Here is a 25,826-nt window from a genome sequence, read left to right on the forward strand (position 1 = left end):
GAGGCCGAGCGGTTTCCTACCTGCAGGCCTTCGGCGCCTTCGCGGCGCTCGCGCCTGCGCACACCTGCTGCCTGGTGGCCCAACCCGAGTTGAGGACGTGGTCGAGGTTGTCCGCCGTGATGGGTACCGGCTTCAGGAAGACCGCTGGAATAGGCAACTTCTTGGTACCGCCGTTCCAGAGGGTCGCGCCCTGGATGGTCGACGGCTTCGTGCCCTTGGCCATCGCGACCGCGAAATTGGCCGCCGCCTCGCCCAGCACGCGGGTGTCCTTGAACACGGTGACCGTCTGCTCACCGCGGGCAATCCGGTTCAGCGCTGCGATGTCGGCGTCCTGGCCGGAGACCGGGACTCCGGTCAAGTTCTGCGCTTTCAGGGCCGCGACCGCGCCTCCAGCAGCACCGTCATTCGAGGCCACCACCGCGTCGACCTTGTTGGAATTGCGCGTGAGGATCTGCTCCATGTTGCGCTGAGCGACTTCCGGCGACCAGCCTTCGGTGTACTGCTCGCCCACCACCTTGATTTTTCCGGCCTGGATGGCGCTTTGCAGGACCTCGAGCTGGCCGCGATGCAGGAAGTCCGAGTTGGGATCGGTCGGCGAGCCCTTGATGAATGCGTAGTTCCCCTGTGGCTTGACCTTCAGCACCTCGCGGGCCTGGATGCGGCCCACCTCGACGTTGTCGAACGTGACATACAGCACCCCCGAATCCTGGATGAGGCGGTCGTACGCCACCACCGGAATGTTCTCCTGACGAGCCCGCTGCACAGCGGGCAGAATGGCGTCGGAGTCATAAGCAAGCACGATCAGCGCGTTGGCGCCGCGCGAAATCAGGCCCTCCACGTCCGACAGCTGCTTTTCATTGGAGCCCTGCGCGTCGGCGCTGATGTACTTCGCACCAAGCTTCTGCAAGGTCGCCTTGAGCGCGGCCTCGTCGCGCTTCCAGCGCTCTTCCTGGAAGTTGGACCAGGAGACGCCTACCACCAGGTTCTCTGCGTTTGCGACTCTCGGCACGGCTGCCATGACGGCGAGCCACAACAGGGTGGCCCTGCGGTTCAGTCTCATGTGCGTCTCCTCTGGCGCGCCCCCTGGCGCCTTCGCGTTGATATCGCCGAATTGGTTTGTTCGATGAACAAACCATAGAGCCGAATGCCAGGCCCGTCAATCAGGAGAGTCATGGGAATCAGCAGCTAGCGAATTCGACATAGCGCGTCATTCATTGCCTGCGTGGCCGTGGCAACCATCGGCCGTGAGTGCGCACGGGCCCGGGGGGAGGGGCGCTGGAGTACACCATCAAACAGATGGGCTGGCTGCTCTCCAATGAGGGAGGGGCGTCTCACGACTGTTCGTCTCAGGAGTGCCGATGGTGCTGACGCAGCGCGCCGAAGCAGTGGTGGTGCTCGACTGGACGATTTTGAGCAGGATGAAAAAGCGTACCCAATCGCTTTTCAACCTGCGGTTGTATTTTCTGGTGCACTGCCGATGGTGAAAGCACATCGGCGCTCCCCCGAGGCCCAGACGACCCGCGGGGGGATGACGTCAGGCCATCAGGGCTTCATGCAGCACCGCACCCGCGGCGCCCACAGCGCAAGCATTGATGCCGAAGCGGCAGTGCCGTACTTCGGTGGTGTGGAAGGCGTACCGCGCCTGCAGCCCTGCGAAGCACTCGCGGGCCGCATCGAGAAAGACCGGGCCGAGCTGTACCATGGGGCCGCCAAGCACGAGGACCGCCGGGTCGAGCATGTTGCAGATGTTCTGCATCAGCATGCCCAGATAGCGCCCTGCACGACGCGCGGCCGACACTGCCGTCGCATCGCCCCTGGCTACCCGACGCGCCAGTTCGTCGATTGGCAGCACGGGGTCTGGGGTGCCCGTGATATCAAGACTGACTGCCCGCTGTGAGATGAAGGTTTCGGCGCAGCCGCGGCTACCGCACCGGCACGGCGGTCCGTCGAGTTGCAGCACCGTATGGCCGACTTCCCCTGCCGTGCCGTCATGACCGAGGTGGAGCCGATCGCCGAGAACGATCCCCCCGCCTACGCCAATGCCCATGCTCAGGTAGACGAGTGAGTTCGTCTGGGCGCCAGTGCCAAAGACGTACTCGGACAACGCCGCGGCGTTGGCTTCGTTCAGCACCTTCACCGGCGATTGGCGTACGCCGGCTCTCTTCAACGCCTCACACAGCGGCTGCTCGATGTCCTGGTGGTGCCAGCCGAGGTTTGGCACCACGCCCACCCGATGACCGTGTACATCTACGGTTCCTGGAACTCCGACGCTGATCCCCAGGACGCGCCGGCCCTGGGCGCACAGCGAAGCGTCCTGTTGAGCGATGAGCCCGGCAAGCGCCGTGAGCGTGGAGCCCAGGTCCGAGGGCGAATACGGTTGCTGACGAGAGCCGAGCAGTTCCCCCTGGAGGTTGCACGCGACCACGTTCAGGTAGTCCACGCCGATCTCGGCACCGATGAGCGCCAGGCGAGAGGGGTCGAGCCGCAGGGGCGTTGGGCGCCGGCCCACTGCGCTGGATGCGGGCGCCTCGGACTCGCACAACCAGCCCTCGTCGATCAAGTCCTGCACCAGCAGGCTGACGGTGGACTTCGTCAGCCCGCTGCGCTTGGCGAGGTCCGCCCGCGACAGGCCCGCCTCCTGCCTCACCAACCGGAGTATCGCTGCACTGTTGATTCGCTTGATGAGGCTCTGATTGCCCGTCAGGGCTTCTGCATGTCCGGAAGGCGGCACGTGAAAAAGGGCGAGAAGGAGTTTATTCGAAGATTAGACCAAATGCCTCGTCAGGTCCACCCGGACGGAAGCTCAGCAGGTGCGTCGAGTTCTTTGACACCCTCTGCGGCTGGGCGTGGTGCGCGCGGCGTGGCACGTGCCTCCAACGTGGGCCGCGCGCCGTGGGGGCGATCGGTCGGTGTCCGCCGAGAAGCTACTGCGGAAGGCAGGGCGCCCGCTCCGCCGGCCTGGCTCTACGCGAACAGCCCACGCAGGTGCCTCTCCAGGATGGGAATCATTTCCCTCACCTTGGGCGAAGAAATGCGCTGGGGAGGATAGACAAGGTGCACCGGCGCATCCTCCGTGGCCCAATCCGGAAGTACCCGGACGAGCCTCTTCCTGGTGAAGTCTTCCTTGAGCAGGGGTTGGGGCACCAAGGCCAACCCCGCCCCGTGCCTCACGAGGCTCAGGATCCAGTAGAAGGACGTGGACGAGACCACGAAATCCGGCTTCAACCGGACGGCCTCTCCGCCCGCCGAGCGAAGGTGCCACGGCATGTCGCCCTTGTTGCCCCCCTTGAGCACGAAGCCGATGCACGGATGCGCCACGAGGTCTCGCGGGTGCTGAATGGCCGAGGCGCCCTGGAGATAGCGGGAGCTCGCCACCACGACCGAGTTTCCCACCCCGAGGCGCTTGGAGCGCAGGCTGGAATCTTCCAGGTGCCCTCCCCGGATGGCGATATCGAATCCCTCGGTGATGATGTCCACGTAGCGATTGCTGATATGGGTCTCCACCTTGACCTGAGGATACTTGTTCCGGAACTCGCTCACGGCGGCGGAGAGCTCCGAGGACGGAAAATCCGCGGGCGCGCTGATCCTCAAGGTACCGGTGGGCTGCCGCCGGGTCGCCGTGGCTCCCTCGAAGGCACCCAGCAGGGTCTGGATCGCGACTTCGGATTCCTTGAAGAAGGCGGCGCCCTCGTCCGTCAGTTTCAACTTCCGGGTGGTTCGGGTCAGGAGACTCACCCCCAGGGCCCTTTCCAGGCCAACCACCCGGTCACTCACGGTGGAGACGGAGAGACCGAGGCTCCGAGCGGCCTTGCTGAAGCTCCCCGCCCTCACCACGTTCACGAAGATCAGCGCTGCATTCAGATCCGGATTCATTTTTCGCCTATCCGGAAAATATATTGGGATTCTTCGCCCTTCTCAAGGGAGTTCGTCGGGCCCAAGAATGGGGGTATCCAATGAGCGAGACCCCGATGACCAAGACCATTGCGAAGGAATCCATCCAGCAACTCTTCACCGAAGCCCGCACCCACCATTTCTGGCAGGACAAGCCCGTCTCGGAGCAGACCCTGCGGGAGCTCTACGAGCTGATGAAATGGGGACCCACGTCGGTGAACTCCGCGCCAGCGAGGATCGTGTTCGTGCGGAGTGAGTCGGAGAAGGCCAGACTCTATCCCGCCTTGATGGGGTCCAACAGCGAGCAGGTGAAAGCGGCCCCCGTGACGGCAATCATCGCCTACAAAGAGAAGTTCTACGAAGATCTGCCCCGGCTCTTTCCGAGCTATGATGCGAGACATTTCTTCACCAATGATCCCAAGTTCAGCTACGACACCGCCTTCCGCAACAGCTCCCTCCAGGGCGCCTACTTGATTTTCGCGGCCCGCGCGCTGGGCTTGGACGTCTGCCCCATGTCCGGCTTCGACAATGCGGAAGTGGACAGGGTCTTCTTCTCGGGCATGGCCCTCAAATCGAACTTCATCTGCACGCTCGGGTACGGTGACAGTTCGAAGCTCTACCCACGGGGACCGCGCCTGGCTTTCGAGGAAGTGTGCACGATTGTTTGATTGCCCTTCTCACGCGAGTCCCTCGTTTCGAGTCCTTTGACACCGTCTCTGGGCCCGCCCTTGCGAGCCGGGGGGCCCCGCGGCCTCTCAGCTCAGCTCGCGCAGGTTCTTCTCCGCGACCTTCGTCAGGGCCGCGACGCGCTTGTAGAGCCAGAGCCCGAATGGGACGATTCGCTCGGGCTTCATCGGCCTCGGCAGCTTTTCGAGGGTGTCACTGAACGGGATGACGGCGTGCTCGCCAGCGGGTGAGCTCACGCGCCGATCGAAGGCCCAGGACCTGTCCTGGTGCCAGCCCCCGTGGAACACGAAGAGCTCCTCGAGCTCCTCGTTGCCTGTTACCTCCACCTGATCGTCCAGGGAGTAGTCGCTGTCGCTATCGATTTCCAGGCAGCTCCAGCCGCCTCCCGTCACGTTGCCGCAGTAGAACATCTGGAGTCCCTCGTCGGCCGCGCCGTCGAGAATCCACGTGATGGAGCCATACTCGTTCGCGAAGTAGTCCCAGCTCGACTCGTTCTTCTTCGGCTTGCGGGGCTTCGCCTTCGCCCAGCGTCCGACGCGCGCCTTGTGCATGCGCAGGAAGAAGGCGGCACTCGACTCGACCGAGGCGACGCGTGCGCGGTCCTTCTTCGGGTCGAGACACTCGGTGACGAAGTGCGCGGTCGGGATTCGCTCGTGCAGGTCCTTGAGCATCGCGATGGCCGCATCCACGGCCTCGTAGGCATTCTTCGGCTTCGCGACCAGGGCCCTCTTCGGCAGGGGCTTGCGCTCTGGCGCTCCCTTCGCGGGAATGGGCTCGGGGTTGGGGTGCTCGGACGTGACGAGCTCGATGCGGTACAGCTTGAATCCAGTCTTCTCCTTGGCGCGGATGCGCTTCTCCGCGAGCGCGATGGCGGCCTCGCGGCTCTCGGCGGGGGTGTTCTCGTGCACTTCCTGCTTGAGGACGTTGCCATGCACCTCCACCGACCAACGGGCGATGTCGGCCTTGACGTACTCACGCCGGGTCGCGAGTGTCTTCGTCGCATTCCATGGGAAGCCATCCCGGAAGCCGAGCGCCCGGTAGCGCGCGAGCAGTGGTTCGACCTCCGAGGGCGCGACGAGTGTCGAGAGGAAATGGCCGTTCAACACTCCCCGGCGGATGACGGCCTGGTCACCCCGGAGCTCCACGTCCACGAAGAGGCTCTCGCGCTGCTTGTAGAGCGTGAAGCGCCCCGAGATGGGAGCGGTGAGCGCGTCCGCCTTCTCGTCGTGCTTGTGGAGGACGCCATCACTCCACACCCGGAGCTGGTAGGACTCGGCGAAGAACCAGACCTCGTTCTTCGTGTCGAGCCATGGGTCGGAGTAGGAGATGCGGTCACCACCGTTGAGCTGCTCGAGTCGCTTCCAGTTGGCCATGACGGCTCGTACACCACTCCGTGAGCATTGCGCAGCATCGCTGGAAAGGTGTCAGACGATTCGTAGGACCATGGCTCCGTGTCGGGACCCCGCCGCTTCCACGTCAGGGCCGAGGCGAGGCGCGTAACAGCAAGGCCGCGCGTTTGATGGCCGAGCGGATGCGGACATAGGTGCCGCACCGGCACACGTTGTCGCTCATGGCCGCGTCGATGTCCGCGTCCGTGGGCTGAGGGTGACTCTGGAGCAGCGCCACCGCGGCCATGATCTGCCCCGGCTGACAGAAGCCGCACTGGGCGACGTCCTCATCGATCCACGCCTGCTGCACGGGGTGCGGCGCCTCGCCGCCGCCGAGCCCTTCGATGGTGGTCACCCGCTGGCCGTGGACGCCGCCCACGGGCTGGATGCAGGGGCGGAAGGCGTGCCCGTTCAGGTGGCTGGTGCAGGCCCCACACACGCCCACGCCGCAGCCGTACTTGGGCCCGGTGACACCGAACACGTCGCGCAGCACCCACAAGAGGGGCATGTCCTCCGGGGCTTCCAGGGACACCGTCTGGCCATTGAGGAGGAAGTGGTGCAGGGCCATGGGTTCAGGCTCCGGAATCGAGAATGGGAAAGCGGGTGGGCATGACGCCCGTGGCCCGCGCGAGGGCGTTGGACAGGGCGGCGGCGGCGGTGGGGTAGCCCAGCTCGCCCACTCCGCCCACGCGGTCATCCGAGCGCACGAGGTGGACGCGGATGTCCGCGGGTGTGTCCCTCATGCGCAGCCACTTGTAGTCGGCATAGCTGCCCTCGCGCACCGCGCCCGCGTCCAGGTGCAGTCCCGCGCTCAGCGTCGTGGAGAAGGCGTCCACGGTGGCGCCCTGCAATTGGGCCTCGACGCTCCGGGGATTGATGGGCAGGCCGACATCGGCGGCCACGGTGACGCGCGTCACGCGGGGTGTGGGCCCACGGGTGTCCACCTCGACGAGGTGGGCCACGGCGCTGTTCCACTCCTCGTGCACGGCCACGCCCTGCGCCACCCCGGGGGGCAGCGCACGGCCCCACTCGCCCTCGCGCGCCACCGTGTCCAGCACCGCCAGGAGCCGGCTCGAGGTGAGCCGCGAGCGCCGCCACTGCACGGCGTCCACACCGAGCTCGCGCGCCACCTCGTCCAGGAAGACCTCGTTGGCCACCACGACCTGGCTGCTGTAGACGGAGCGGAACGAGGCCGTGGGGATGGGCAGCGAGACCTGGAGCAGCTGCTGGCTCACCAGGCCCAGGCGGTAGGGCACCTGCTGGGTGAGCAGGAAGAAGGCCTCGCTGGCGAGCTCGGGAGACAGCTCGCTGCCCAGGGACGTGGCCAGGTCCCCGAAGCCATGCGAGAAATCCAGGGTGGGGATGACGGCCTGGTGGTTGTAGCCGAGCACGAGGCCGGCGGGGCCCACCCAGGCGAGGAGCCGGTGATGGCTGGCGGGGCGGTAGCGGCCCTGGCGCATGTCGTCGTTGCGCGTCCACATCAGCCGCACCGTCCGGCCGAGTGCCCGCGACACGAGCGCGGCCTCGATGGCGGGCTCGGAGAAGAACCGCCGGCCGAAGGCGCCGCCCGCGCGCTGGGGGTGGACCTGGACACGCCCGGGCGTCAGGGCCCAGCCGAGCGCCGTGGCGACCTCGCGCTGGGTGAACTGGGGATCCTGCGCGCCGAGCCAGACCTCGGCGCTGTCGCCCACGACGCGGGCGACGCAGTCCTGGGTCTCCAGGGGCGCGTGCGCGAGGTAGGGGAAGTCGAAGCGGGCTTCGAGCGTGCGCGTGGTGAACAGGGGCGGCAGGGGCCGGGGACCGAGCCGGGCCTCGAGCGTGGCCCGGATGTTCGCGTCGGACAGGCCCGCGGCGGGACCCGGTTGCCAGGAGATGTTCAGGGCGTCGCGCGCCGCCAGGGCCTGGGCGAAGTTGCCCGCGGCGACCGCCACGCCATGGGGGAGGGGTACCACGCCCACCACGCCGGGCAGGGCGAGCGCGGCCGAGGCGTCATAGGACCGCACCGTCCCCCGGAGTGTGGGAGGCCGGGCCACCACGGTACAGACCGCCTCGGGGTGGGGCAGGTCGAGCGTGAAGCGCGCGGCGCCGGTGACGAGCGCGCGCGCATCGGCCCGCCCCGTGGGCTGGCCGACGAGGGTATACGCGCTCGGGGACTTGGGCCGGGGCGAGACCTCGGGGAGGAGTATCCGGGCGGCCTCGTGGGCGAGCGTCCCATAGCCCGCCCGGCGCCCGTCGGGAGCGAGCACCTCGCCCTGGGCGGTGGTGAGACTCGAGGCGGGCAGGTGCCAGCGGTGGGCGGCGGCGGTGATGAGCCGGGCGCGGGCGCACGCGGCGGCGGCGCGCGCGGGGTCGGCGAGGTAGCGCATCGTGGTGGACAGGCCCGTGAGCTGCACGAGCCAACGGGGGTCCGCGTCCGCCGAGCGCACGTCCACGCTGGAGAGGTTCGCGTCGAGCTCCTCGGCCACGAGCATGGCCATGCCGGTGGAGATGCCCTGGCCGGTCTCGGTGCGGGGCATCGTGAGCGCGATGCGGCCATCCGGGTGCAGGGCGAGGAAGAGATCGAAGGTGGCGGCGTCGGCGGCGGTCTGGGCCGCGGCGGCCTCGGGCCCCAGCCGCGCCGCGATCACCAGCGTGGGCGCGGCCACCATCCAGGTGAGCAGCCGTCGCCGGTCGATGTGGACCTCGACAAAGGTCGTGTCTGGCTTCGGAGTGTCGGCCATCCGCGAAGCGTGGCACGTCCCATGGCCGAGGAACAATGACCCCAACGGACGTCACGCGCCGTATCCAGGCGAAGTGCCGCCTGGCTCACGCATTGGACAGATCAGGGGCGAGCGGCGGCAGCCAACTCATTGTCCCAGCCCGTACGATGTCCGCCCTGATATAGGTCGTCAGACATGGCCACGAGGTCACCGCCATCGTCACGGACACCGCGCCGCTCCCCGCGCATGCCCGGCTCAGGGCGCTCCAGGGGGACGCTCGCGGTCGTAGGCTTCCTGGTGCTTCTGGATCGTGTCGATGTGCGCGAGGGTCCAATCGTACAGTGCCGCGAACGGCTCCTGGAGCGATCTGCCAAGCGGGGTGATCGCGTACTCGACGCCCGGCGGCGAGCCGCCGATGACGCGTCGGCGGACCATCCCGTTGCGTTCGAGCTTTCGCAGCGTCTGCGTTAGCACGCGCTGGGTGATTCCCTCGAGCTGTCGCTTGATTGCGTTGAACCGCCTCGGCGTGCGCACCAGCACGGCAAGGACCATCATCGACCACTTGTCGCCGATCTGATCGAGGATCGTGCGGCTGGGGCAGTCGGCCCGGTAGATGGGATCGCCTTCAGTATCGTTCAGCATACCAAGGATGCTGAAGGTACGCTCTTGACCCCTGGTATGCAAGAGATACCTTCCGTGGCGTGACCACTTCGCCTCTCTTCCCAACGAGTGGCGGTTTGCCTGTGGCCACTCATGCGCGCAGGCCGTGCGGGCGGAGGCAGCTTGTCGCGGGGCCAGGGAACATCCCCGGCCAGTTCATCGTCACGACATGAGCCGTTCTTGAAGGAGATGAATCGATATGACGCGTTTCAAAGACAAAGTCGTGGTCGTCACCGGTGGAAGTGACGGCATCGGGCTCGCGACGGCCAAGGCCTTCGCCGCGGAAGGGGCCAATGTCTACATCACCGGGCGCAGGCAAGAGAGGCTCGACGAGGCGGTCAACGAAATCGGTGGCGCCACCGTTGGCATCCAAGGGGACGTCAGTCATCTCTCCGACCTCGAACGCCTCTACGAGCGGGTCAAGCGCGACCACGGCAGGGTCGATGTCGTTTTCGCCAACGCGGGAATCTCCGAAACCGTGACGTTCGGTGCGCTCGACGAGGAGCACTTCGAGCGCGTATTTGGCGCGAACGTGAAGGGCGTGGTCTTCAGCGTGCAGAAGGCGCTGCCGCTCATGACCAGCGGAGGTACGGTGATTCTCGCCGGATCGGCCAGCGGCAGCAAAGGACTCCCCGGGCTGTCGGTCTACAACGCGACCAAGGCCGCGATTCGCTCGTTCGCGCGAACCTGGACGACCGACCTGAAGAGCCGAGGCATCCGTGTAAACGTGGTTTCGCCGGGAGTGATCGAAACGCCCGCGATACAGACGTACCTCCATGACAACGCGGGGATGGAGGACGTGCTGAAACAGATGACGCCGCTCGGGCGGATCGGTCAGGCGGAGGACGTCGCGAATGCGGTGCTGTTCCTGGCGTCGAACGAGAGCAGCTTCGTCGCGGGCGTCGAACTCTTCGTGGATGGCGGTGTCATGGCGGTCTAGAGCAACGAAAAGGGTGGGGGGCGCATTCGGTTCCGGGCAGGGGGCACAGTGTCTGGGTTGATGTCCGCCCATGTCTTCGGTACCGATGGACGACTCGCCTCCCGAGCACAACCGCGCCGCCCTCGCGGACGTCCCGGCTGGCGACCTCGAGCGGGCGCGCGCGCTGCTGGCGAGCGTCCCCAGGGCGCCGCGCAAACCCTCGAAGGAGGCCCGCCGCCTGGTGCTCGCCCTCGCGGGGCCCCAGCGCGTCACGTTCTACTCCAGCCTGGGCTTCCTGCTCGTGGGCCTGCTCCTGTGCGCCATCTTCCAGGCACCTCGGGCGGTGGGCGACCTGTTGCTGGACCAGCACTCCCTCGAGGTCCTCGGCGTCGTCGACTCGGTGGAGGTGGGCAGTCGCAAGCGCAAGCCTCGTCCGCCCGTGTACTGCGCGCGCTTCCATTCGGAGGACGGCGGGCTGGTGGGCCGCAGCTGTGAGCCGGGCGGCAGCTTCCAACCGGGCCAGCGCGTGCTCCTCGAGCACCGCAAAGGCCTGGCCCGCATCCGTGGATCCACCCTCACACCCATGGGGCGTCTGGGAGGGCTCTTCCTGCTGTTCCCCCTCGCTGGCGGCGTGGGCCTGCTGCTTGTCTTGTGGACGAACCACCGAGAGTCGCGCGCGGCCCGCGTGGGCATCCCCATTCTCGCGCGGGTGACGTACTTCGGCGACGCGAGGTCGGTGAGCAACAAGGGGCCGCCGCCCACCGAACTGCGCTGGAGCTTCATCGTGCGCGGCGAGCGGTACGAGGGCCGCTTCTCCCTGGACTACGCGTCCGAGTTCGACTTCCTCCCCAGCCGCGACGTCATTGTCGTGCTCTACGACCCGGCGGCTCCGGCCATCAACACCGTCTACGTGCCATAGTCCTACCTGAGCAGAGCCGCGACGGCCCCCGAGGAGGAACGCGGGAGCCGACGCGGCGCAGGCAGAGGGGGCAGTGGCCGATGCGGCGCAGCATCACTCGACCCAGCAGACCCACTTGTTGGCGGGCCTTTGCTGGCACAGACACTCGGCGATCGCGCCGTCGGGCATGACACATCCAATCACCGATTCCGGAGTGCAGATCTTGCCGATGACCTCACCACAGGACTTGATGAGCTCGGCGGAGACCTGGCCGGGCTGCTCCGAGACCTCCGTGGAGCCTTCCGGCACTTCGCCTCCGCCGCAGCCCACTCCGAAGATGGAAACGACAGACACAAGCGCGAGCACACGTAGAACCATGAGTTGAACTCCGTTCGCGGGTGGAGCGGCCATGGAACAGCGGGTTCGGACCCGGGTCAAGAATTACCGGCAACTCTTTTTCCCTCTGTTTTGCGACGAACCCAGGGATGGCTCAGGCCGGAGGCCGGCGCGGCCGCTCGCGCTAGGGTCGGAGGCCATGCGTGGAACGAAGAAGCTGTGTCTCCTGATGCTGGCCCTGGGGTTGTCGGCTTGTGTGTCCTCCAATGGCGCACGGACGTCGGACTTCTCCCTGCGAGGCGAGATTCCCACGGACCCGGAGGGGTTCGACCTGGCCCTCTACGAGACCCTGGGCACCCGCTTCACCACGGGCAACCAGGTGGAGTGGATCGACAACGGCGCGCTCTTCGAGCGCATCGAGAAGGACGTGCGCACAGCGAAGTCCTCCATCAACATCGTGCTGTTCATCTGGCGCTCCGGTCAGCCCGGGGACTCGCTCGCCGAGCAGATCGCCGTGCGCACGAAGGCGGGCGTCGTCTGCCGGGTGCTGCTCGATCCGTTTGGAAGCACCGACCTGGAGATCGTGAAGCCCCAACTGGAGCGGGCGGGGTGTGACGTGCGCGTCTTCCGGCCCCTGCCCGCCGACGAGACGCTGGGGCGCAACCACCGCAAGCTCGTCATCGTGGATGGACGCGTCGGGTACACGGGCGGTTTCGGGGTCCACACGAGCTGGCTCGGGGACGCGCGCAACGAGAAGGAGTGGCGGGACGTCGCGGTACGGGCCGAGGGGCCCGTCGTGGCGCAGATGCAGCAGGCGTTCGCGGAGAACTGGCAGGAGATGGGGGGAGTGCTGCTGCCCGCCTCGGACTTCGCGGCCATGTACGCGCCCCACGAGCCCGGAGGCGCGCGCGCGGCCTTCATCAGCAGCTCGCCCAGCCCGGAGCTGACCCGTGCCGAGCGCAGCATCCTCCTGATGTGCAAGGCGGCCCGCGAGCGGCTGTGGATCGGCCAGGCGTACTTCACGCCCACCTCCACCCTGCTCTCGCTCCTGGTGGAGCAGGCGCACGCGGGGGTGGACACGCGGGTGCTCACCCCCGGCGACAAGAATGACCAGCCCGTCATCACCACCGCCCAGCGGATGTCCTACCCGGACCTCGCCACCGCGGGGGTGCGCATCTGGGAGTGGCCCATCTCCATGATGCACTCCAAGGTCATCCTCGCGGACGACCACCTGGTCATGGTGGGCTCCATCAACTTCGATATCCTCTCCTTCCGGTTTCTGGAGGAGGGGGCGCTCATCGTCGACGACGAGGCCTTCGCCAGACAGGCGGAGCGCGCCTTCCTCTCCGATTTCCAGAGGTCCGTCGAGGTCAGCCTGCGCTGGACCGGCCCGCGCCAGGGCGAGAAGAAGTAGCCCGTTCAGCTCGTGGACGCCGCACTCGCTGGGCTCGAGGCGGGGGAGGGCGTGACCGTGTGTTGTGCGTCACCACGCGGACGAGTTCCTTCTCGCCAGGTCCGCGTCGATATCGCTCATCCCGAGCGTGACCCTCAGGCCGGCGACAACGTGAAGGCCACGTTGGCGTTGTTGCCATCACCGCCGGACGGAGGGGAGATCCGATACGGACCCGTTGCCGACTGGGTGTACGCGTTGCTGCCAGAGAACGGGTCGTTCCACGACATCATGGCCTGCCCGGCTCCGTTCTGGACGTTGTAGGTGACAGTGCCCTGCGTGCCGGTGGCGAAGCCATTCGACTCCGACTCCCACGTCACCTTCTGACCAGGGTTGATCTGGCTCGGAGGGTACATGTTCTGCGACCAGGTGCCGCCCTGAAGGGCGGCATTCGCGAGCACGAGCGCTTGAGAGGTATTGTTGGTGAAGGTCACGGTCACGGAACGCGAAGCCATTTGCATCTCCTCGGAAGTCCCGCTTCTTCAGCGGGGGGGGCATCAATGGTGAGGACAGTCTTGGTAGGCCTGCTCCTCGCCGTTGATGGATGCAGAGTGCTTCATGCGTGTGGCAGCCGCTGTGACCCAATTAACTCCCAATAAGTGAGCGTGGTCACAGCCAGCTTGTGGCCCGGATACGTAAGCGAACCGCTTTTTGCTCACGACCACATTGGAACTTCAAGGAGGAGGCTCCAGGCGGAACCTCCTCCTCGCGTGACGGCTACTTCTCGCGGCCTTCCTTCCACGCCTGGAGCAGCTGCTCATAGGGCACGGTCTCGCCCTTGGGCTTCTCGTTGGCGAGCTTCGGCTTGGGCGCGCCCGGCGCGTCGAACCAGAACTTCGCGTCCTTCACCTCGTTGAGCTTGGGCGGGCAGTTCTTCATGCCCGCGCGCTCCAGACGGCCGAGCACGTCGTCCATCTGCGTGGCCAGCGTGTCCATGGCCTCCTGGGGCGTCTTCTCGCCCTCGACGGCGAGGCTGATGTTCTGCCACCATCATCTCAAGTGAGAGTGCCGTCGCCCTCCCGGCTGGGCGGACCGAGCACTCGCCGGCCAGCCCTCGGTATCTTCCCAGGGCAGGAGTTGCCCATTGTAGCGCGCGGTGGCGCCCTCCACGGTGAGGAGCGGATTCTCGGGGGTCCCGGGTGCAGGTGGAGGAGCGGACGCGGGCTCCCGGCAGCTTCCCAATAGCAGGAGCAGGACGCCCATATCTGGCTTCACGACAATGCCCTCATTTGCTCCTCTTCATAAGCCTGGTGGCGCGTTCCTTCAACTCATGGATGTGCCGAGAAGCCTGCTTTGTCCACTCCACTGCCCAGCCTTTCGAGCCCATGCGCGTGATGGCCGCCCGATGGCCAGGGATCCAGGCCTGGACGTGGTTCCTCATCCATCCGGCGTTGCCCTGGGGGTCAATCCGGGCGGGGTGCAGGAAGTAGTGGGAAGCGGTGAGCACCACATCGTCCGCGGTGGCCTTGCCGCTCCACGCGCGTTGGATGACTTTGCCCACGTCCTGCACGGCGCCCGCCGCCAGGGCGGCCGCGAGGGCGTGCAGGGGGTGGTCATCATGGTCCTTGGCCAACTGCGTGTGTGTCGGATTGGTGCTTGAGGGATCGCTCAGGAAGACTGTCTGCGCATCATCGAGGAGGTTGGCTGCGGATTGGATGTTACCTCCCAGACTGGCCTGGAGGGAGCGTATCACCATGCCCACCGTCTCGCAGCTCAAGGTGGCGAGGGTGGGGTGCGCCTTCTCCAAACCATTCCACCATGTGGACAGGCCGCCCAGCGCGTCGCGGGTCTCCATGTATCCCTGATCCTCCAGGATGATCAGGGCGATCTTCGTTGCCGAACTCGTCTCGCCCGGGATGCACGCGTGCTCCTTCTGCATCGATTCGGCGATGCCCAGGGTAAGGCTCGCCATGGTGTCCAGTCCGCCGAACTGACCGCTGGTCAGGACCAGGGAGGAGGCATCACCCGCCTTTGATCCCTGGGTGGGCACCCAGGGTTCCACCCAGGCGCCGAGCTCGATGAGCATCAGTTCCACGAAGTTCGTGTGACTGAAGAAGTCCTCCATGGTGTGGAGCGCGTGACCGAAGTGCCGCAAGCCGTCATCCGTGCGCCCCAGCTTCACGGCCGTGCGTAGCTGGGTGCTCATGTAGTGGAAGGCGCTGTAGGACGCTTCCGGGACGAGGTCGCCCGTAGCGCCAGGAATCTGGATGAGGCCGGGCGAGTCCTGGCTCGTGAAGATGTAGCTGCGGCCATCGCCAGTCCTCTTTCGGCAGCCCACCTGGGTGTAGAGCTGCCGGGTGACCTCATCCTTGACGTCGGTACCGAAGTTGTGACGTGCCAATGCCTGCCAGGTAAGGCCATTTGCGCGGGCGATGCTGTCCAGCGTTTCTCCGTCCTTCACACGATGGAGGCGTGGCGATCGGCCTCCAGGCAATCCCCCAGTGCGAATGAAGTTCTTCATCCGTAGGGAGTTGATGGCCAGTTCCTCGGCGCGGCAGGCAACCCGGAAGGCAGGATCGATGGCGCGAGCGTCCGTGATGCCGTTTGGATTATCGATGTGCTCCTCGTTGCGGTAGACGCCCAGACGTTGGGCATCCACCCGGAACCGGACTCCCGGGACAGTTTCGCGGCGACCCGGGCACCCTTCTTGCGGACGAGCTTGGGGTCGACGAGCTGCGAGTGGTCGCGCAGCCAGTTGCCGAAATAAATGGCTTTGCGCTGTGCGAGAGAGAAATTGGCTTCTTTCAATGCGTCCTCAATGGACTCGTGTCCGAAGGAGCCCTCGCGTCCGGAGCCACGCCCCGCGCCGAAGTACTCCAGATCTCCCGACCGGGCGTCTTCCCGCTGCTCTGTCGCGTTCAGGAAGCGCTGGACGGCCGCCGTCATGTCCGCGAACTCTACCTCCAGGGCCACCAGACCCTTGGCCGTGGTGTAGCGGGCGAACTCGCGCCGCCGCAGTCCTTGGCTGTATCCGAAGTCGATAAGGGCATAGGCCATTCGAGCCCCCTCATCGAGGAGTGCATCTCCTCCGATGGAGGAGTAGTGCGTGCGCAGCAGCCGGTCCAGGTGATGGCCAAACTCCTCGGTGAGACACACGAGCAGCTTCCATGCTTCGTTGTTGTTGCTCTTCGCCTGGAGCACGAGTTCGCGAGAAATGAGGATGGAGCGGCTCGGACCGTGGTAGGCGGCCGGGTGCCCGTCCAGTTCATCGCGGACGAGGACAACCTGGGGTGCAGGCAGGGAGCCGGTGATCACGGCGGAGCGCAGGCGTTGGATGGTGGTCGGAGGGATGTCCTCCCCGAAGATGAGCTGGAACCATGACAGCAACTCGTCCGGCGTCATCGACGTGATGAGCGAGTGCAATTCCTCGAGGGCCATGGTGCTCTGGAGCGCTTCACCCTCCACGGCGACCCATGTAGGAGTGACCGAGGAACTCCCGAAAGGTCTGGTGCGAGGCCGAGGCATCACCGTGTTGCGTCGCGGGGTAACGGCAGTGGAGGGGGCCGCTGGGGGCGGTGCAGGCTGGGTGGTGGAAGAGTTTGTCTGCGGAATGGTCAACACCTGCCCCACCCAGAGCAGACGAGCGTCCTGGATGCAGTTGGCGGCGACGAGTGACTCCAGCGAGACCTGATAGTCCTGTGCCAGTCGAGAGAGGGTATCCCCTGCGCGGATCCGATGTGTTCGGGGCGGGAGCCCTGGTGGTGAGGGGTGAGACGCGTTGGGCGGGGGCTTCTGGATGAAAGCGTGGTTGCGTGGATTGCCCGCCATGGATGCTCCCCCCTTGCGTGCGCACCTGCGCGCACCGGCTGCCCGGCTACTGTGGCAAGGCACGAGCGGAGGGGCAAGCGCCTACGACGGCGCGGTTCGCACGAGTGTCCTTGGGCACCCATGGTACGACCGCCCGGGTTGCAGTGACCCTGGCTCCAAGGCATCCCCGTTACGGACGGGGCTCTGGATGACTCAAGGCGCTTTGGGCAACCACTTCGTCACACTGAAGGTCGTGAGGGTGCGGTCATGGCCATATTCGAGCCACACGTCGAACTCTTCCACCGTGTAGCTGTAGATCCCGCTCATGTACCCGCTGCTAAAATCGGTGCCCTTCTTGTCCCGGTTGATTTCATGGAGCTTGGATCGGCTGGTGACGGTGGCGCCATCCACGAGGAGCCGGCCCGTGAAGGTCTTGTGCGGCCAGCTGTCGGGCTCTCCTTTCGAGTGAGGGGAAAGTCTCGCGCGGCCCAGAAGTATCTCGAAGGCTTCGGGTCCGGGGACCTTGGGATCCTGATCGTAAAGAAAGAGACCCAGCTCATCCCAGGTGAGGATGCCCTCCGTCTCCCGGCTGGGTGGACCGAGCACCCGCCGCCAGGCCCCGGTGTCCTCCCAGGGCAGGAGTTGCCCGTTGTAGCGCACGGTGGTTCCCTCCACGGTGAGCAGCGGGTTCTCGGGGGTCCCAGGCGCAGGGGGCGGTGCGGGCGCGGGCTCCCGGCAGCCTCCCAACAACAGGAGCAGGGCGCCCATCTGGATCCACGACGCGGCTCTCATCCTCGCTCCTTTCCACGTCCGACTCGAAGAGGAGGCCCCCGGACGGAGCCTCCCCCTCGCATGACAACTACTTCTCGCGGCCTTCCTTCCACGCCTGGAGCAGCTGCTCATAGGGCACGGTCTCGCCCTTGGGCTTCTCGTTGGCGAGCTTCGGCTTGGGCGCGCCCGGCGCGTCGAACCAGAACTTCGCGTCCTTCACCTCGTTGAGCTTGGGCGGGCAGTTCTTCATGCCCGCGCGCTCCAGACGGCCGAGCACGTCGTCCATCTGCGTGGCCAGCGTGTCCATGGCCTCCTGGGGCGTCTTCTCACCCTCGACGGCGAGGCTGATGTTCTGCCACCACAGCTGCGCGAGCTTCGGGTAGTCCGGCACGTTGGTGCCCGTGGGCGTCCACGCCACGCGCGCCGGGCTGCGGTAGAACTCCACCAGGCCGCCGAGCTTGTCCGCCACCTTCGTCACGTGCTCGGAGCGGATGTCCGAGTCGCGGATGGGCGTGAGCCCCACCAGGAACTTCTTGAGCGACGTGGTCTTGGCCACCACGAACTGCGCGTACAGCCACGCGGCCTTGCGGCGCTCCAGCGGCGTGCTCTTGAGCATCGTCCACGAGCCCGTGTCCTGGTAGCCGAGCTTCATGCCCTCCTCCCAGTACGGCCCGTGCGGCGAGGGCGCCATGCGCCACTTGGGCAGGCCCTTCTCGTCCACCACGGACAGGCCCGGCTTCATCAGCGGCGCGGTGAAGCCCGTGTACCAGAAGATCTGCTGGGCGATGTTGCCCTGGCCCGGCACCGGGCCCGCCTCGGAGAACGTCATGCCGGCCGCCTGGGGCGGCGCGTACTTCTTCAGCCACTCGATGTACTTGGTGAGCGCGTACACCGACGCGGGGCCGTTGGTGTCTCCACCGCGCGACACCGAGGCGCCCACCGGGTTGCAGCCCTCCACGCGGATGCCCCACTCGTCCACCGGCTTGCCATTGGGCAGGCCCTTGTCGCCCGCGCCCGCCATGGACAGCCATGCGTCCGTGAAGCGCCAGCCCAGGGACGGATCCTTCTTGCCGTAGTCCATGTGGCCGTACACCTTGACGCCGTCGATCTCCTTCACGTCGTTGGTGAAGAAGTCCGCGATGTCCTCGTACGCCGACCAGTTCACCGGCACGCCCAGCTCGTAGCCGTACTTCTTCTTGAAGCGCTCGCGCAGGTCCGGCCGGCTGAACCAGTCGTGGCGGAACCAGTACAGGTTGGCGAACTGCTGGTCCGGCAGCTGGTACATCTTCCCGTCGGGGCCCGTGACGAAGCTCTTGCCCATGAAGTCGTCGATGTCGAGCGTGGGCAGCGTCACGTCCTTGCCCTCGCCCGCCATGAAGTCCGTGAGCGGCACCACGTGCCCGTAGCGCACGTGCGTGCCAATCAGGTCGCTGTCATTGACATACATGTCATAGATGTTGCGGCCCGACTGCATCTGCGTCTGCAGCTTCTCGATGACATCGCCTTCCTGGATGATGTCATGCTTGAGATTGATGCCGGTGATCTCCGAGAACGCCTTGGCGAGTACCTTGGACTCGTACACGTGCGTGTCGATGCTCTCGGACACCACGTTGATGGTCTGGCCGCGGAAGGGCGCGGCGGCCTCGCGGAACCACTTCATCTCCGCGAGCTGCTGCTCACGGGTGAGGGTGCTCGGCTGGAACTCCTCGTCCACCCACTTCTCGGCGGCCTTCTCCAGGGCGGCCAGGTCCACCTGCTGCGGCTGCGCGGTGGCGGCGGGCTTGTCGCCCTCCGCCGGCTTCGACTCCTTCTTGCAGCCCGCCACCGGAACGGCCAGTGCCAAGGCCAACGTCCACAAGGTCTTCTTCAACGGTCTACCCCCAGCGAGAAACGAAGACGAGGAACAGCAACGACAGAGCGGTGGCCACCCAGACGGACGCATCCGTCAGGCCCACCCAGGCGAGGTGCACGAAGGCGCTGCCCAGCAGCCCGACGAAGAGGCGGTCTCCCCGGGTGGTGCTCATGGGCAGCAGGCCCTTGCGAGGCAGGGAAGGGGAGCGGATTCCCCAGACGGTGTAGGCCGCGAGCACGAGCACGATGAAGCCGAAGAAGCCGGCCGTGGGGCCCGTCCACGCCATCCATTCCATGTCCATGGGGCTCACACCCTTCCCAGGGCGAAGCCCTTGGCGATGTAGTTGCGCACGAAGTAGATGACCACCGCGCCCGGCACGAGCGTCAGCACGCCCGCCGCCGCCAGCACGCCCCAGTCCATGCCCGCCGCGCTCACCGTGCGCGTCATGGCGGCGACGATGGGCTTGGCCTCCACGGACGTGAGCGTGCGCGCGAGCAGCAATTCCACCCAGCTGAACATGAAGCAGAAGAATGCCGTCACGCCCACGCCCGAGCGGATGAGCGGGAAGAAGATGCGCAGGAAGAAGCGCGGGAAGCTGTAGCCGTCGATGTACGCCGTCTCGTCGATCTCCCGGGGCACGCCGGACATGAAGCCCTCGAGGATCCACACGGACAGCGGCACGGTGAAGAGCATGTGCGCGAAGGCCACGGCCCAGGGCGTGTCGAACAGGCCGATGCTCGAGTAGAGCTGGAAGAAGGGCAGGAGGAACACCGCCGGGGGCGACATGCGGTTGCTCAAGAGCCAGAAGAACAGGTGCGTGTCGCCGAGGAAGCGGAAGCGCGAGAAGGCATACGCCGCGGGCAGCGCGAGCAGCACCGAGAGCACCGTGTTGATGCTCACGTAGGTGAGCGAGTGCACGTAGCTCATGCTCCACGAGGGGTCCGTGAAGATGGTGGTGTAGTTGTCGAGCGTGGGCGAGCGGGGCCAGGCGGAGAAGTCGCCCAATATCTCCTCGTTCGTCTTGAGCGACATGCACACCAGCCAGTAGATGGGCACGAAGCTCAGGGCCAGATAGAGGGGGACGGCGAGGCGTCTCATCGCGCCTCCTTCTGGTGGGTCATGGCGGTGTAGAAGACGTAGCTGAAGAGCAGCACGATGAGGAAGTAGACGAGCGAGAAGGCCGCCGCGGGGCCCAGGTCGAACTGGCCCACCGCGAGCCGCGTGAGGTACTGGCTCAGGAACGTGGTGGCGTTGCCGGGCCCGCCGCCGGTGAGCACGAAGGGCTCGGTGTAGATCATGAAGCTGTCCATGAAGCGCAGCAGCACCGCGATGGTCAGCACGCCCTTGAGCCTGGGCAACTGGATGTAGCGGAACGTGGCCCACGCCGTGGCGCCGTCGATGCGCGCCGCCTGATAGTAGGCCTCGGGAATGGCTTGCAGGCCCGCGTAGCACAAGAGCGCCACCAGGGGTGTCCAATGCCAGACATCCATGAGCAGCACCGTGAGCCAGGCATCCAGGGCGCTCGCCGTGTAGTTGTAGGAGATGCCCAGCGCGTTGATGGCCACGCCGAACAGGCCGATGTCACCCCGGGCGAAGATCTGCCAGATGGTGCCCACCACGTTGAAGGGGATGAGCAGCGGCAGGCCCACCAGCACGAGGCTCGCGGACGCGGCCCGTCCCGCCTTGGGCAGCACGAGCGCGAGCGCCACGCCCAGCGGAATCTCCAGCGCCAGCACCGCCAGCGAGAAGCCCAGTTGCCGGCGCAGCGCGCCATGCAGCTCGGGATCTCTCAGCACCTTGCGGAACCACTCCGTGCCCACGAAGACGCGCTGGTCGGGGCCGAGGATGTCCTGCACCGAGTAGTTCACCACCGTCATGAGGGGAATGACGGCGCTGAAGGCGACGGCCACCAGCACGGGGGCGACCAGGAGCCAGGCGCTCTGTCGGGTGGGTTTTTCCATGAAGGGGGATCCTGAGAAGAAGGGGGGTTCTCGTTCGGGGTTTCAGGAGACGGCGCGGCCCGCGGCGTACAGCGTCGTCCAGGGGGGCGGCAGCTCCAGCCAGCAGGTCTCTCCGGGGGCGACCCGCTCGTCCTCGGGCAGCCGCACCTTGAGCGTGCGCGTGCCCAGCCGGGCGGTGGCCAGCTTGTGCCGTCCCAGGTCCTCCACCTGCGTCACCTCGACACGCACCGAGGAGGGGGTGCCCTCGGGGACGCGCCGGAGGAACTCGGGCCGGATGCCGAGCTGCAACTCGCCCCCGGCCGTCCGCGCCCGCGCGCACACGCCCGCGTCCAGCGCGAGCCGCTGTCCTTCCACCACCACCGCGCCGTCCTCCACCGCGCACGGCAGCAGGTTCATGCCCGGGCTGCCGATGAAGTAGCCGACGAAGGTGTCCAGCGGGCGCTCGAACAGCTCGCGCGGCGTGCCCACCTGCACCACCCGGCCCTGGTTCATCACCACCACCCGGTCCGCCAGCGTCAGTGCCTCCACCTGGTCGTGCGTCACGTACACGAGCGTCATCTTCAACTGCTCGTGCACCTGCTTGAGCTTGCGGCGCAAGAGCCACTTCACGTGCGGATCGATGACCGTCAGCGGCTCGTCCAGGAGGATGGCCGCCACGTCCCGGCGCACCAGGCCCCGGCCGAGCGACACGCGCTGCTTCATGTCCGCGGACAGGCCGCTCGCGCGCCGGGGCAGGTCGCCCGTGAGCTCCAGCAGCTCCGCGACCTCCTCCACCCGCGCGCGCGCCTCGCCCGGGCTCATGCCCCGGTTGCGCAGCGGGAAGGCCAGGTTCTCCTGCACGCTCATCGTGTCGTAGATGACCGGGAACTGGAACACCTGGGCGATGTTGCGCTGCTGGGGCGGGGCGGCGGTGACGTCCACGCCGTCGAAGAGCACCTGGCCGCGCGAGGGCCTCAAGAGCCCGGAGATGATGTTGAGCAGCGTCGTCTTCCCGCATCCCGAGGGGCCGAGGAGCGCGTAGGCGCCTGCGTCCTCCCAGACGAGCTCGAGGGGACGCAGCGCGTAGTCCGCGTCGGTGGTGGGCGAGGGGCGGTAGGCGTGGGCGACGCCGCGAAGCTCAATCCTGGCCATGCGCGGCCTCCTGGCGGGCGAGGGGCGGCGCGGCCACGAGCCGGCCTCCGGGGTCGAACACGAACAGGCGCGAGGGCGGAGCGAACAGCTCCACGGGCGCGCCGGAGTGGTGGCGGTGCACGCCGTCCACCTGGGCGGCGAGCGCGAGCCCGGCGTGCGCCGCGTGCAGCAGCGTCTCCGAGCCACTCACCTCCTCCAGCTCCACGTGCGCGGGGATGCGGATGTCGGTGGGGGAGGAGGGGGCCAGTCGCAGGTGGTGGGCGCGCAGGCCCAGGCGGTAGCGCCCCGGCGCGAGCCCCTGGAGGTGGCCGGACAGGGGGAAGTGCACCTCGGGGGACAGGCGCAGGCGCGCGTCCTGGGTCACCTCCGCGTCCCACAGGTTCATCTGGGGATCGCTGAACACCTGGCCCACGTGCTCGGTGGCGGGGGCCTGGTACACCTCCAGCGTGGGGCCCGTCTGCAGCACGCGCCCCTCGTGCAGCACCACCGTCTGGCCGCCGAGCAGCAGCGCCTCGGTGGGCTCGGTGGTGGCGTACACCACGACGGCGGGCCGGTCCTGGAATAGCTGGCGGATCTCCGTGCGCAGCTCCTCGCGCAGCTTGTAGTCCAGGTTGGCCAGGGGCTCGTCGAGCAGGAGCAGCGAGGCGTCCTTGGCGAGCGCGCGCGCCATGGCGGTGCGCTGCTGCTGGCCTCCGCTCAGCTCCGCGGGCAGCCGCTGCAGGAAGGGATCCAGCCGCAGCGCCGCGGCGGTGTCGCGCACGCGCCGGTCCAACTCCTTCGCGTCCAGCTTGCCCGCCAGCCGCAGCGGCGAGGCGATGTTCTCGTAGACGGTGAGGGAGGGGTAGTTGACGAACTGCTGGTACACCATGGCCACGTCGCGCTTGCGCACGTCCACGCCGGTGACGTCGGTGCCGTTCACGCGCAGCGTGCCCCGGGTGGGCTTGTCGAGTCCCGCCATCAAACGCAGGAGCGACGTCTTCCCCGCGCGCGTGCGGCCCAGCAGCACGTGGAAGGAGCCGGGTTCGAGCGTCAAGTGAATGTTCGCGAGGTGGATTTCTCCGCCGACCACGCGCGTGATTGCGTCCAGCTCGATGCCTTGCTTCACCAGATGTATCCCTCGTTGCTCCAGGCCGGTGTCATCGCGCGCGCACTGTAGGGAGAAGGTTCTCGCCCGGTCCAGGGTCAGGCGAGTAAGGAGGCGGAATCTCTCGTCGTCCAGATTGTTGGAGGGTCCTCATGCGTCCAAGGAAAACCCGCGTGCTCCGCCGTCTCGCCCTGCTGGGGCTCCTGTCCGTCTCCGCCTGCAACCTGGAGGATCTTCTCGAGCCCGAGCCGGAAACTCCCACGGGCACGGTGAAGGGCACCCTGACGCCCTTCCGTCTCCAGTCCGCCACGTCCCCGGCCGCCTGGCCCGAGAAGTTGAAGGATCCGGCGGTCCGGCGGCGGCTGTCCGCCTCCCTGACGCAGGCCGTCACGAAGCAGAGGGCGGCGCGGCGCTCGGCCCTGTCCGCGCCAGGGACGCAAGGCGTGGACGGCGTGCCGGGTGAGGTCATCGTCCGCTTCGAGGAGGCGAACCTCTCCGAGTCCGAGGCCCTCGCGCGCGTGCAACTCCCCGGCTACCGCGCGGTGTACAAGGGCGCCGTCACCCAGCATCTGCACCTCATCGGCTACGCGCCCCTGTATCCCGGGGTCATGCGCGCACTGGCGACGGAGTCGCTCGCCCAGGAGGTGGAGGGGATGCGCGGCGTGCGCTACGCGGAGAAGAACGCCCGGGTGTACGCCTTCAAGACGCCCAATGATCCGGGCTACACGCGTCAGTGGCACTACCGGATGATGAACCTGCCGGCCGCCTGGGACATCACCACGGCCGGTGTCGCCGTGGGCATCATCGACTCGGGCATCGTCCGGCACCCGGACCTCAACGGCCGCGTCGTGCAGGGCGTGGACCTCATCTCCGATGTCGCCAGTTCGGGAGACGGCGACGGGCGCGACATGGATGCCACGGACATGGGCAAGGACCAGCCCAACGGCAGCTCCTCGTGGCATGGCTCGCACGTGGCGGGCACCATCGGCGCGGTGTCCAACGAGGGCGCGGGCGTGGCCGGGGTGACCTGGTCGGGCCCCCTCGTTCCCGTGCGCGCGCTGGGCAGGGACGGCGGCTCGTTCGCCGACATCGCCGCGGGCATCCAGTGGGCCGTGGGCAATCCGGTTCCCGGATTGAGGACCAACGCCAATCCCGTCCAGGTCATCAACATGAGCCTCGGCGGCGCGTCTCCCCCGAGCCAGGCGCTCCAGGAGGTCATCGACGCCGCTGTGGCCAAGGGTGTCATCATCGTCGTGGCGGCGGGTAACGACAACGTCGACGCGAGCGCCTTCTCTCCGTGCAACCAGAACAACGTCATCTGTGTGGGCGCCACGCGCTTCAACGGCAAGCGCGCCAGCTACTCCAACTACGGCGCCAACGTGGACGTGATGGCCACCGGCGGTGAGATCTCGGAGGACCTCGATGGGGATGGCAAGCCGGACGGCGTGCTCTCCCCCATCCTGGACGATGACAACACGCCCGTATGGGCCTACTACCAGGGCACCAGCATGGCCGCGCCGCACGTGGCCGGCATCGTGGCGCTGATGAAGGCGCAGAACCCGAGCCTCACCTCGGACGAGGTCGAGCAGATCCTCACCGCCACCGCGGATCCGGCGAGCCAGTGCGGCGAGGGTTGTGGCGCGGGGCTCGTCAACGCCCAGGCCGCCGTGTTGAGGGCCAAGAACGGGTTGGATCCCAACGCTCCGTCGAAGCTCGGCGTGGGGGCCAACCAGATCTCCTTCATGGGCGCCAGCACCCAGTCGCTCGCGGTGCGCAACCTCGGCGGCGGCTCGCTCAAGGTGACCGCGAAGGCCTCGGGGACGTATGCCTCCGCGCTGTCCTTCCCGAGTGGCAACACCGTCACCGTGTCCGCCTATCGCTCGGTCTCGCTGCCGGTGGCCGTCAACACCGCGAACCTGTCGCGCGGCGAGTACCCGGCGCAGCTCACCCTGACGGGCGACAACGGGCAGACGGCCACCGTGGCGGTGAAGATCCAGGTGGGAAGCGTCGAGGACAAGGACATCATCCTCGCCTTCTTCTTCGAGAACGCCGCGGGCGAGCTGGACCTCGAGGATGAGGGGCTGACGCTGGTGCCCGCGTCCAGTGGCTACTCCTACAGCATGAAGCTCACTCCGCGCACCTACCTGGCGATCGCCACCATCGACGAGGATGGGGACGAGGAGTTCTTCGAGGACGGGGAGCGGGTGGGCGCCTGGCGTGACCCCGCCAACATCGAGCCCATCGAGGTGAAGGTGTCCCAGACGGTGAACGGCATCAACTTCGCCCTCACCCCCACCGAGTCCTCCCCCGACTAGCCGCCCTGGCGAAAGGTGGACACTTGCGGGCCGGGCG

General features: G+C 67.0%; 25 protein-coding genes and 1 pseudogene. 6 read left to right on the plus strand and 20 right to left on the minus strand.

Going from position 1 to position 25,826, the window contains the following annotated elements; translation table 11 throughout:
- Positions 1–16: 16 nt before the first annotated feature.
- On the minus strand, positions 17–1,060 hold the full coding sequence (gene xylF / locus F0U63_RS06520; protein WP_395844797.1) for a D-xylose ABC transporter substrate-binding protein: 1,044 nt from the start codon (positions 1,058–1,060) through the stop codon (positions 17–19).
- Positions 1,061–1,358: 298 nt separating this feature from the next.
- Between xylF and F0U63_RS06525 the strand changes: the two genes are divergently transcribed.
- Positions 1,359–1,484 carry a hypothetical protein gene (locus F0U63_RS06525; protein WP_395844799.1) on the plus strand — a complete coding sequence of 42 codons (126 nt, stop codon included), beginning with the start codon at positions 1,359–1,361 and terminating at the stop codon, positions 1,482–1,484.
- A gap of 50 nt (positions 1,485–1,534) precedes the next feature.
- On the opposite strand, the gene F0U63_RS06530 is transcribed toward F0U63_RS06525, so the two are convergent.
- Both F0U63_RS06530 and F0U63_RS06535 read right to left on the minus strand, forming a co-directional pair.
- Positions 1,535–2,731 carry an ROK family protein gene (locus F0U63_RS06530; protein WP_395844801.1) on the minus strand — a complete coding sequence of 399 codons (1,197 nt, stop codon included), beginning with the start codon at positions 2,729–2,731 and terminating at the stop codon, positions 1,535–1,537.
- 233 nt (positions 2,732–2,964) lie between these two features.
- Positions 2,965–3,873: a LysR substrate-binding domain-containing protein gene (locus tag F0U63_RS06535; RefSeq protein WP_395844803.1), complete on the minus strand. Its 909-nt coding sequence runs from the start codon at positions 3,871–3,873 to the stop codon at positions 2,965–2,967.
- A gap of 95 nt (positions 3,874–3,968) precedes the next feature.
- Here F0U63_RS06535 and F0U63_RS06540 point away from each other — a divergent pair, with 95 nt between their 5' ends.
- On the plus strand, positions 3,969–4,559 hold the full coding sequence (locus F0U63_RS06540; protein WP_395844805.1) for a malonic semialdehyde reductase: 591 nt from the start codon (positions 3,969–3,971) through the stop codon (positions 4,557–4,559).
- A gap of 87 nt (positions 4,560–4,646) precedes the next feature.
- On the opposite strand, the gene F0U63_RS06545 is transcribed toward F0U63_RS06540, so the two are convergent.
- From F0U63_RS06545 to F0U63_RS06560, 4 genes are all read right to left on the minus strand, one after another.
- Complete coding sequence (locus tag F0U63_RS06545) at positions 4,647–5,951, minus strand: hypothetical protein (RefSeq protein ID WP_395844806.1); 1,305 nt, start codon at positions 5,949–5,951, stop codon at positions 4,647–4,649.
- Between the two features lie 103 nt (positions 5,952–6,054).
- Positions 6,055–6,534 carry a (2Fe-2S)-binding protein gene (locus tag F0U63_RS06550; RefSeq protein ID WP_002621180.1) on the minus strand — a complete coding sequence of 160 codons (480 nt, stop codon included), beginning with the start codon at positions 6,532–6,534 and terminating at the stop codon, positions 6,055–6,057.
- Between the two features lie 4 nt (positions 6,535–6,538).
- Positions 6,539–8,686, minus strand: a complete 2,148-nt coding sequence (locus F0U63_RS06555) for a molybdopterin cofactor-binding domain-containing protein (protein WP_395844809.1) — start codon at positions 8,684–8,686, stop codon at positions 6,539–6,541.
- 234 nt (positions 8,687–8,920) lie between these two features.
- On the minus strand, positions 8,921–9,307 hold the full coding sequence (locus F0U63_RS06560; protein WP_395844811.1) for a winged helix-turn-helix transcriptional regulator: 387 nt from the start codon (positions 9,305–9,307) through the stop codon (positions 8,921–8,923).
- A 217-nt stretch (positions 9,308–9,524) separates the two neighbouring features.
- Between F0U63_RS06560 and F0U63_RS06565 the strand changes: the two genes are divergently transcribed.
- Positions 9,525–10,265: an SDR family NAD(P)-dependent oxidoreductase gene (locus F0U63_RS06565; protein WP_395844813.1), complete on the plus strand. Its 741-nt coding sequence runs from the start codon at positions 9,525–9,527 to the stop codon at positions 10,263–10,265.
- A gap of 70 nt (positions 10,266–10,335) precedes the next feature.
- Positions 10,336–11,163, plus strand: a complete 828-nt coding sequence (locus tag F0U63_RS06570; RefSeq protein ID WP_395844815.1) for a hypothetical protein — start codon at positions 10,336–10,338, stop codon at positions 11,161–11,163.
- 93 nt (positions 11,164–11,256) lie between these two features.
- Here the strand turns inward: F0U63_RS06570 and F0U63_RS06575 are convergent, their stop codons facing one another.
- A complete protein-coding gene (locus tag F0U63_RS06575) occupies positions 11,257–11,451 on the minus strand; it encodes a hypothetical protein (RefSeq protein WP_395844817.1) in 195 nt (64 codons plus the stop codon).
- A 226-nt stretch (positions 11,452–11,677) separates the two neighbouring features.
- Between F0U63_RS06575 and F0U63_RS06580 the strand changes: the two genes are divergently transcribed.
- The gene (locus F0U63_RS06580; RefSeq protein ID WP_395844819.1) at positions 11,678–12,892 is read left to right on the plus strand and encodes a phosphatidylserine/phosphatidylglycerophosphate/cardiolipin synthase family protein; all 1,215 of its coding nucleotides are present in this window, start codon (positions 11,678–11,680) and stop codon (positions 12,890–12,892) included.
- A 134-nt stretch (positions 12,893–13,026) separates the two neighbouring features.
- On the opposite strand, the gene F0U63_RS06585 is transcribed toward F0U63_RS06580, so the two are convergent.
- The 12 genes and pseudogenes from F0U63_RS06585 to F0U63_RS06640 form a co-directional block, all read right to left on the minus strand.
- On the minus strand, positions 13,027–13,383 hold the full coding sequence (locus F0U63_RS06585) for an aegerolysin family protein (protein ID WP_395844821.1): 357 nt from the start codon (positions 13,381–13,383) through the stop codon (positions 13,027–13,029).
- A 262-nt stretch (positions 13,384–13,645) separates the two neighbouring features.
- Positions 13,646–13,864: a hypothetical protein gene (locus F0U63_RS06590; protein ID WP_395844823.1), complete on the minus strand. Its 219-nt coding sequence runs from the start codon at positions 13,862–13,864 to the stop codon at positions 13,646–13,648.
- Between the two features lie 289 nt (positions 13,865–14,153).
- Positions 14,154–15,485 (minus strand): HET-C-related protein, encoded by a 1,332-nt coding sequence (locus tag F0U63_RS06595; RefSeq protein WP_395848329.1) that lies wholly within the window; start codon positions 15,483–15,485, stop codon positions 14,154–14,156.
- Positions 15,386–16,306 carry an HET-C-related protein gene (locus F0U63_RS06600; RefSeq protein WP_395848556.1) on the minus strand — a complete coding sequence of 307 codons (921 nt, stop codon included), beginning with the start codon at positions 16,304–16,306 and terminating at the stop codon, positions 15,386–15,388. Before F0U63_RS06600 ends, F0U63_RS06595 begins: the two co-directional genes overlap by 100 nt.
- 180 nt (positions 16,307–16,486) lie before the next feature.
- Positions 16,487–16,696, minus strand: a pseudogene (locus F0U63_RS06605) (LysM peptidoglycan-binding domain-containing protein); the annotation flags it as partial.
- A gap of 192 nt (positions 16,697–16,888) precedes the next feature.
- Complete coding sequence (locus F0U63_RS06610) at positions 16,889–17,467, minus strand: hypothetical protein (RefSeq protein WP_395844825.1); 579 nt, start codon at positions 17,465–17,467, stop codon at positions 16,889–16,891.
- Positions 17,468–17,534: 67 nt separating this feature from the next.
- Positions 17,535–19,316: an ABC transporter substrate-binding protein gene (locus F0U63_RS06615; protein WP_395844827.1), complete on the minus strand. Its 1,782-nt coding sequence runs from the start codon at positions 19,314–19,316 to the stop codon at positions 17,535–17,537.
- Between the two features lie 4 nt (positions 19,317–19,320).
- Positions 19,321–19,599: a DUF2160 domain-containing protein gene (locus tag F0U63_RS06620; RefSeq protein WP_395844829.1), complete on the minus strand. Its 279-nt coding sequence runs from the start codon at positions 19,597–19,599 to the stop codon at positions 19,321–19,323.
- Positions 19,600–19,604: 5 nt separating this feature from the next.
- Positions 19,605–20,396 carry a carbohydrate ABC transporter permease gene (locus F0U63_RS06625; protein WP_071901572.1) on the minus strand — a complete coding sequence of 264 codons (792 nt, stop codon included), beginning with the start codon at positions 20,394–20,396 and terminating at the stop codon, positions 19,605–19,607.
- A complete protein-coding gene (locus F0U63_RS06630) occupies positions 20,393–21,259 on the minus strand; it encodes a carbohydrate ABC transporter permease (RefSeq protein ID WP_395844831.1) in 867 nt (288 codons plus the stop codon). Before F0U63_RS06630 ends, F0U63_RS06625 begins: the two co-directional genes overlap by 4 nt.
- A 42-nt stretch (positions 21,260–21,301) precedes the next feature.
- A complete protein-coding gene (locus F0U63_RS06635; protein WP_395844833.1) occupies positions 21,302–22,390 on the minus strand; it encodes an ABC transporter ATP-binding protein in 1,089 nt (362 codons plus the stop codon).
- Complete coding sequence (locus tag F0U63_RS06640) at positions 22,377–23,495, minus strand: ABC transporter ATP-binding protein (RefSeq protein ID WP_395844835.1); 1,119 nt, start codon at positions 23,493–23,495, stop codon at positions 22,377–22,379. Before F0U63_RS06640 ends, F0U63_RS06635 begins: the two co-directional genes overlap by 14 nt.
- Positions 23,496–23,647: 152 nt before the next feature.
- Here F0U63_RS06640 and F0U63_RS06645 point away from each other — a divergent pair, with 152 nt between their 5' ends.
- Entirely contained in the window at positions 23,648–25,789 is a 2,142-nt protein-coding gene (locus tag F0U63_RS06645) for a S8 family serine peptidase (protein WP_395844837.1), read from the plus strand.
- Positions 25,790–25,826 lie beyond the last annotated feature (37 nt).

The sequence above is a fragment of the Cystobacter fuscus genome (assembly GCF_044360685.1).
GTDB classification, from domain to species: domain Bacteria; phylum Myxococcota; class Myxococcia; order Myxococcales; family Myxococcaceae; genus Cystobacter; species Cystobacter fuscus_C.

Coding starts and splice junctions, on each gene's coding strand:
- xylF (WP_395844797.1), bottom strand. CDS start 1,060: ATGAGACTGAACCGCAGGGCCACCCTGTTGTGGCTCGCCGTCATGGCA.
- F0U63_RS06525 (WP_395844799.1), top strand. CDS start 1,359: ATGGTGCTGACGCAGCGCGCCGAAGCAGTGGTGGTGCTCGACTGGACG.
- F0U63_RS06535 (WP_395844803.1), bottom strand. CDS start 3,873: ATGAATCCGGATCTGAATGCAGCGCTGATCTTCGTGAACGTGGTGAGG.
- F0U63_RS06540 (WP_395844805.1), top strand. CDS start 3,969: ATGACCAAGACCATTGCGAAGGAATCCATCCAGCAACTCTTCACCGAA.
- F0U63_RS06545 (WP_395844806.1), bottom strand. CDS start 5,951: ATGGCCAACTGGAAGCGACTCGAGCAGCTCAACGGTGGTGACCGCATC.
- F0U63_RS06550 (WP_002621180.1), bottom strand. CDS start 6,534: ATGGCCCTGCACCACTTCCTCCTCAATGGCCAGACGGTGTCCCTGGAA.
- F0U63_RS06555 (WP_395844809.1), bottom strand. CDS start 8,686: ATGGCCGACACTCCGAAGCCAGACACGACCTTTGTCGAGGTCCACATC.
- F0U63_RS06560 (WP_395844811.1), bottom strand. CDS start 9,307: ATGCTGAACGATACTGAAGGCGATCCCATCTACCGGGCCGACTGCCCC.
- F0U63_RS06565 (WP_395844813.1), top strand. CDS start 9,525: ATGACGCGTTTCAAAGACAAAGTCGTGGTCGTCACCGGTGGAAGTGAC.
- F0U63_RS06570 (WP_395844815.1), top strand. CDS start 10,336: ATGTCTTCGGTACCGATGGACGACTCGCCTCCCGAGCACAACCGCGCC.
- F0U63_RS06580 (WP_395844819.1), top strand. CDS start 11,678: ATGCGTGGAACGAAGAAGCTGTGTCTCCTGATGCTGGCCCTGGGGTTG.
- F0U63_RS06585 (WP_395844821.1), bottom strand. CDS start 13,383: ATGGCTTCGCGTTCCGTGACCGTGACCTTCACCAACAATACCTCTCAA.
- F0U63_RS06590 (WP_395844823.1), bottom strand. CDS start 13,864: ATGGACACGCTGGCCACGCAGATGGACGACGTGCTCGGCCGTCTGGAG.
- F0U63_RS06600 (WP_395848556.1), bottom strand. CDS start 16,306: ATGGCCCTCGAGGAATTGCACTCGCTCATCACGTCGATGACGCCGGAC.
- F0U63_RS06610 (WP_395844825.1), bottom strand. CDS start 17,467: ATGAGAGCCGCGTCGTGGATCCAGATGGGCGCCCTGCTCCTGTTGTTG.
- F0U63_RS06620 (WP_395844829.1), bottom strand. CDS start 19,599: ATGGACATGGAATGGATGGCGTGGACGGGCCCCACGGCCGGCTTCTTC.
- F0U63_RS06625 (WP_071901572.1), bottom strand. CDS start 20,396: ATGAGACGCCTCGCCGTCCCCCTCTATCTGGCCCTGAGCTTCGTGCCC.
- F0U63_RS06630 (WP_395844831.1), bottom strand. CDS start 21,259: ATGGAAAAACCCACCCGACAGAGCGCCTGGCTCCTGGTCGCCCCCGTG.
- F0U63_RS06635 (WP_395844833.1), bottom strand. CDS start 22,390: ATGGCCAGGATTGAGCTTCGCGGCGTCGCCCACGCCTACCGCCCCTCG.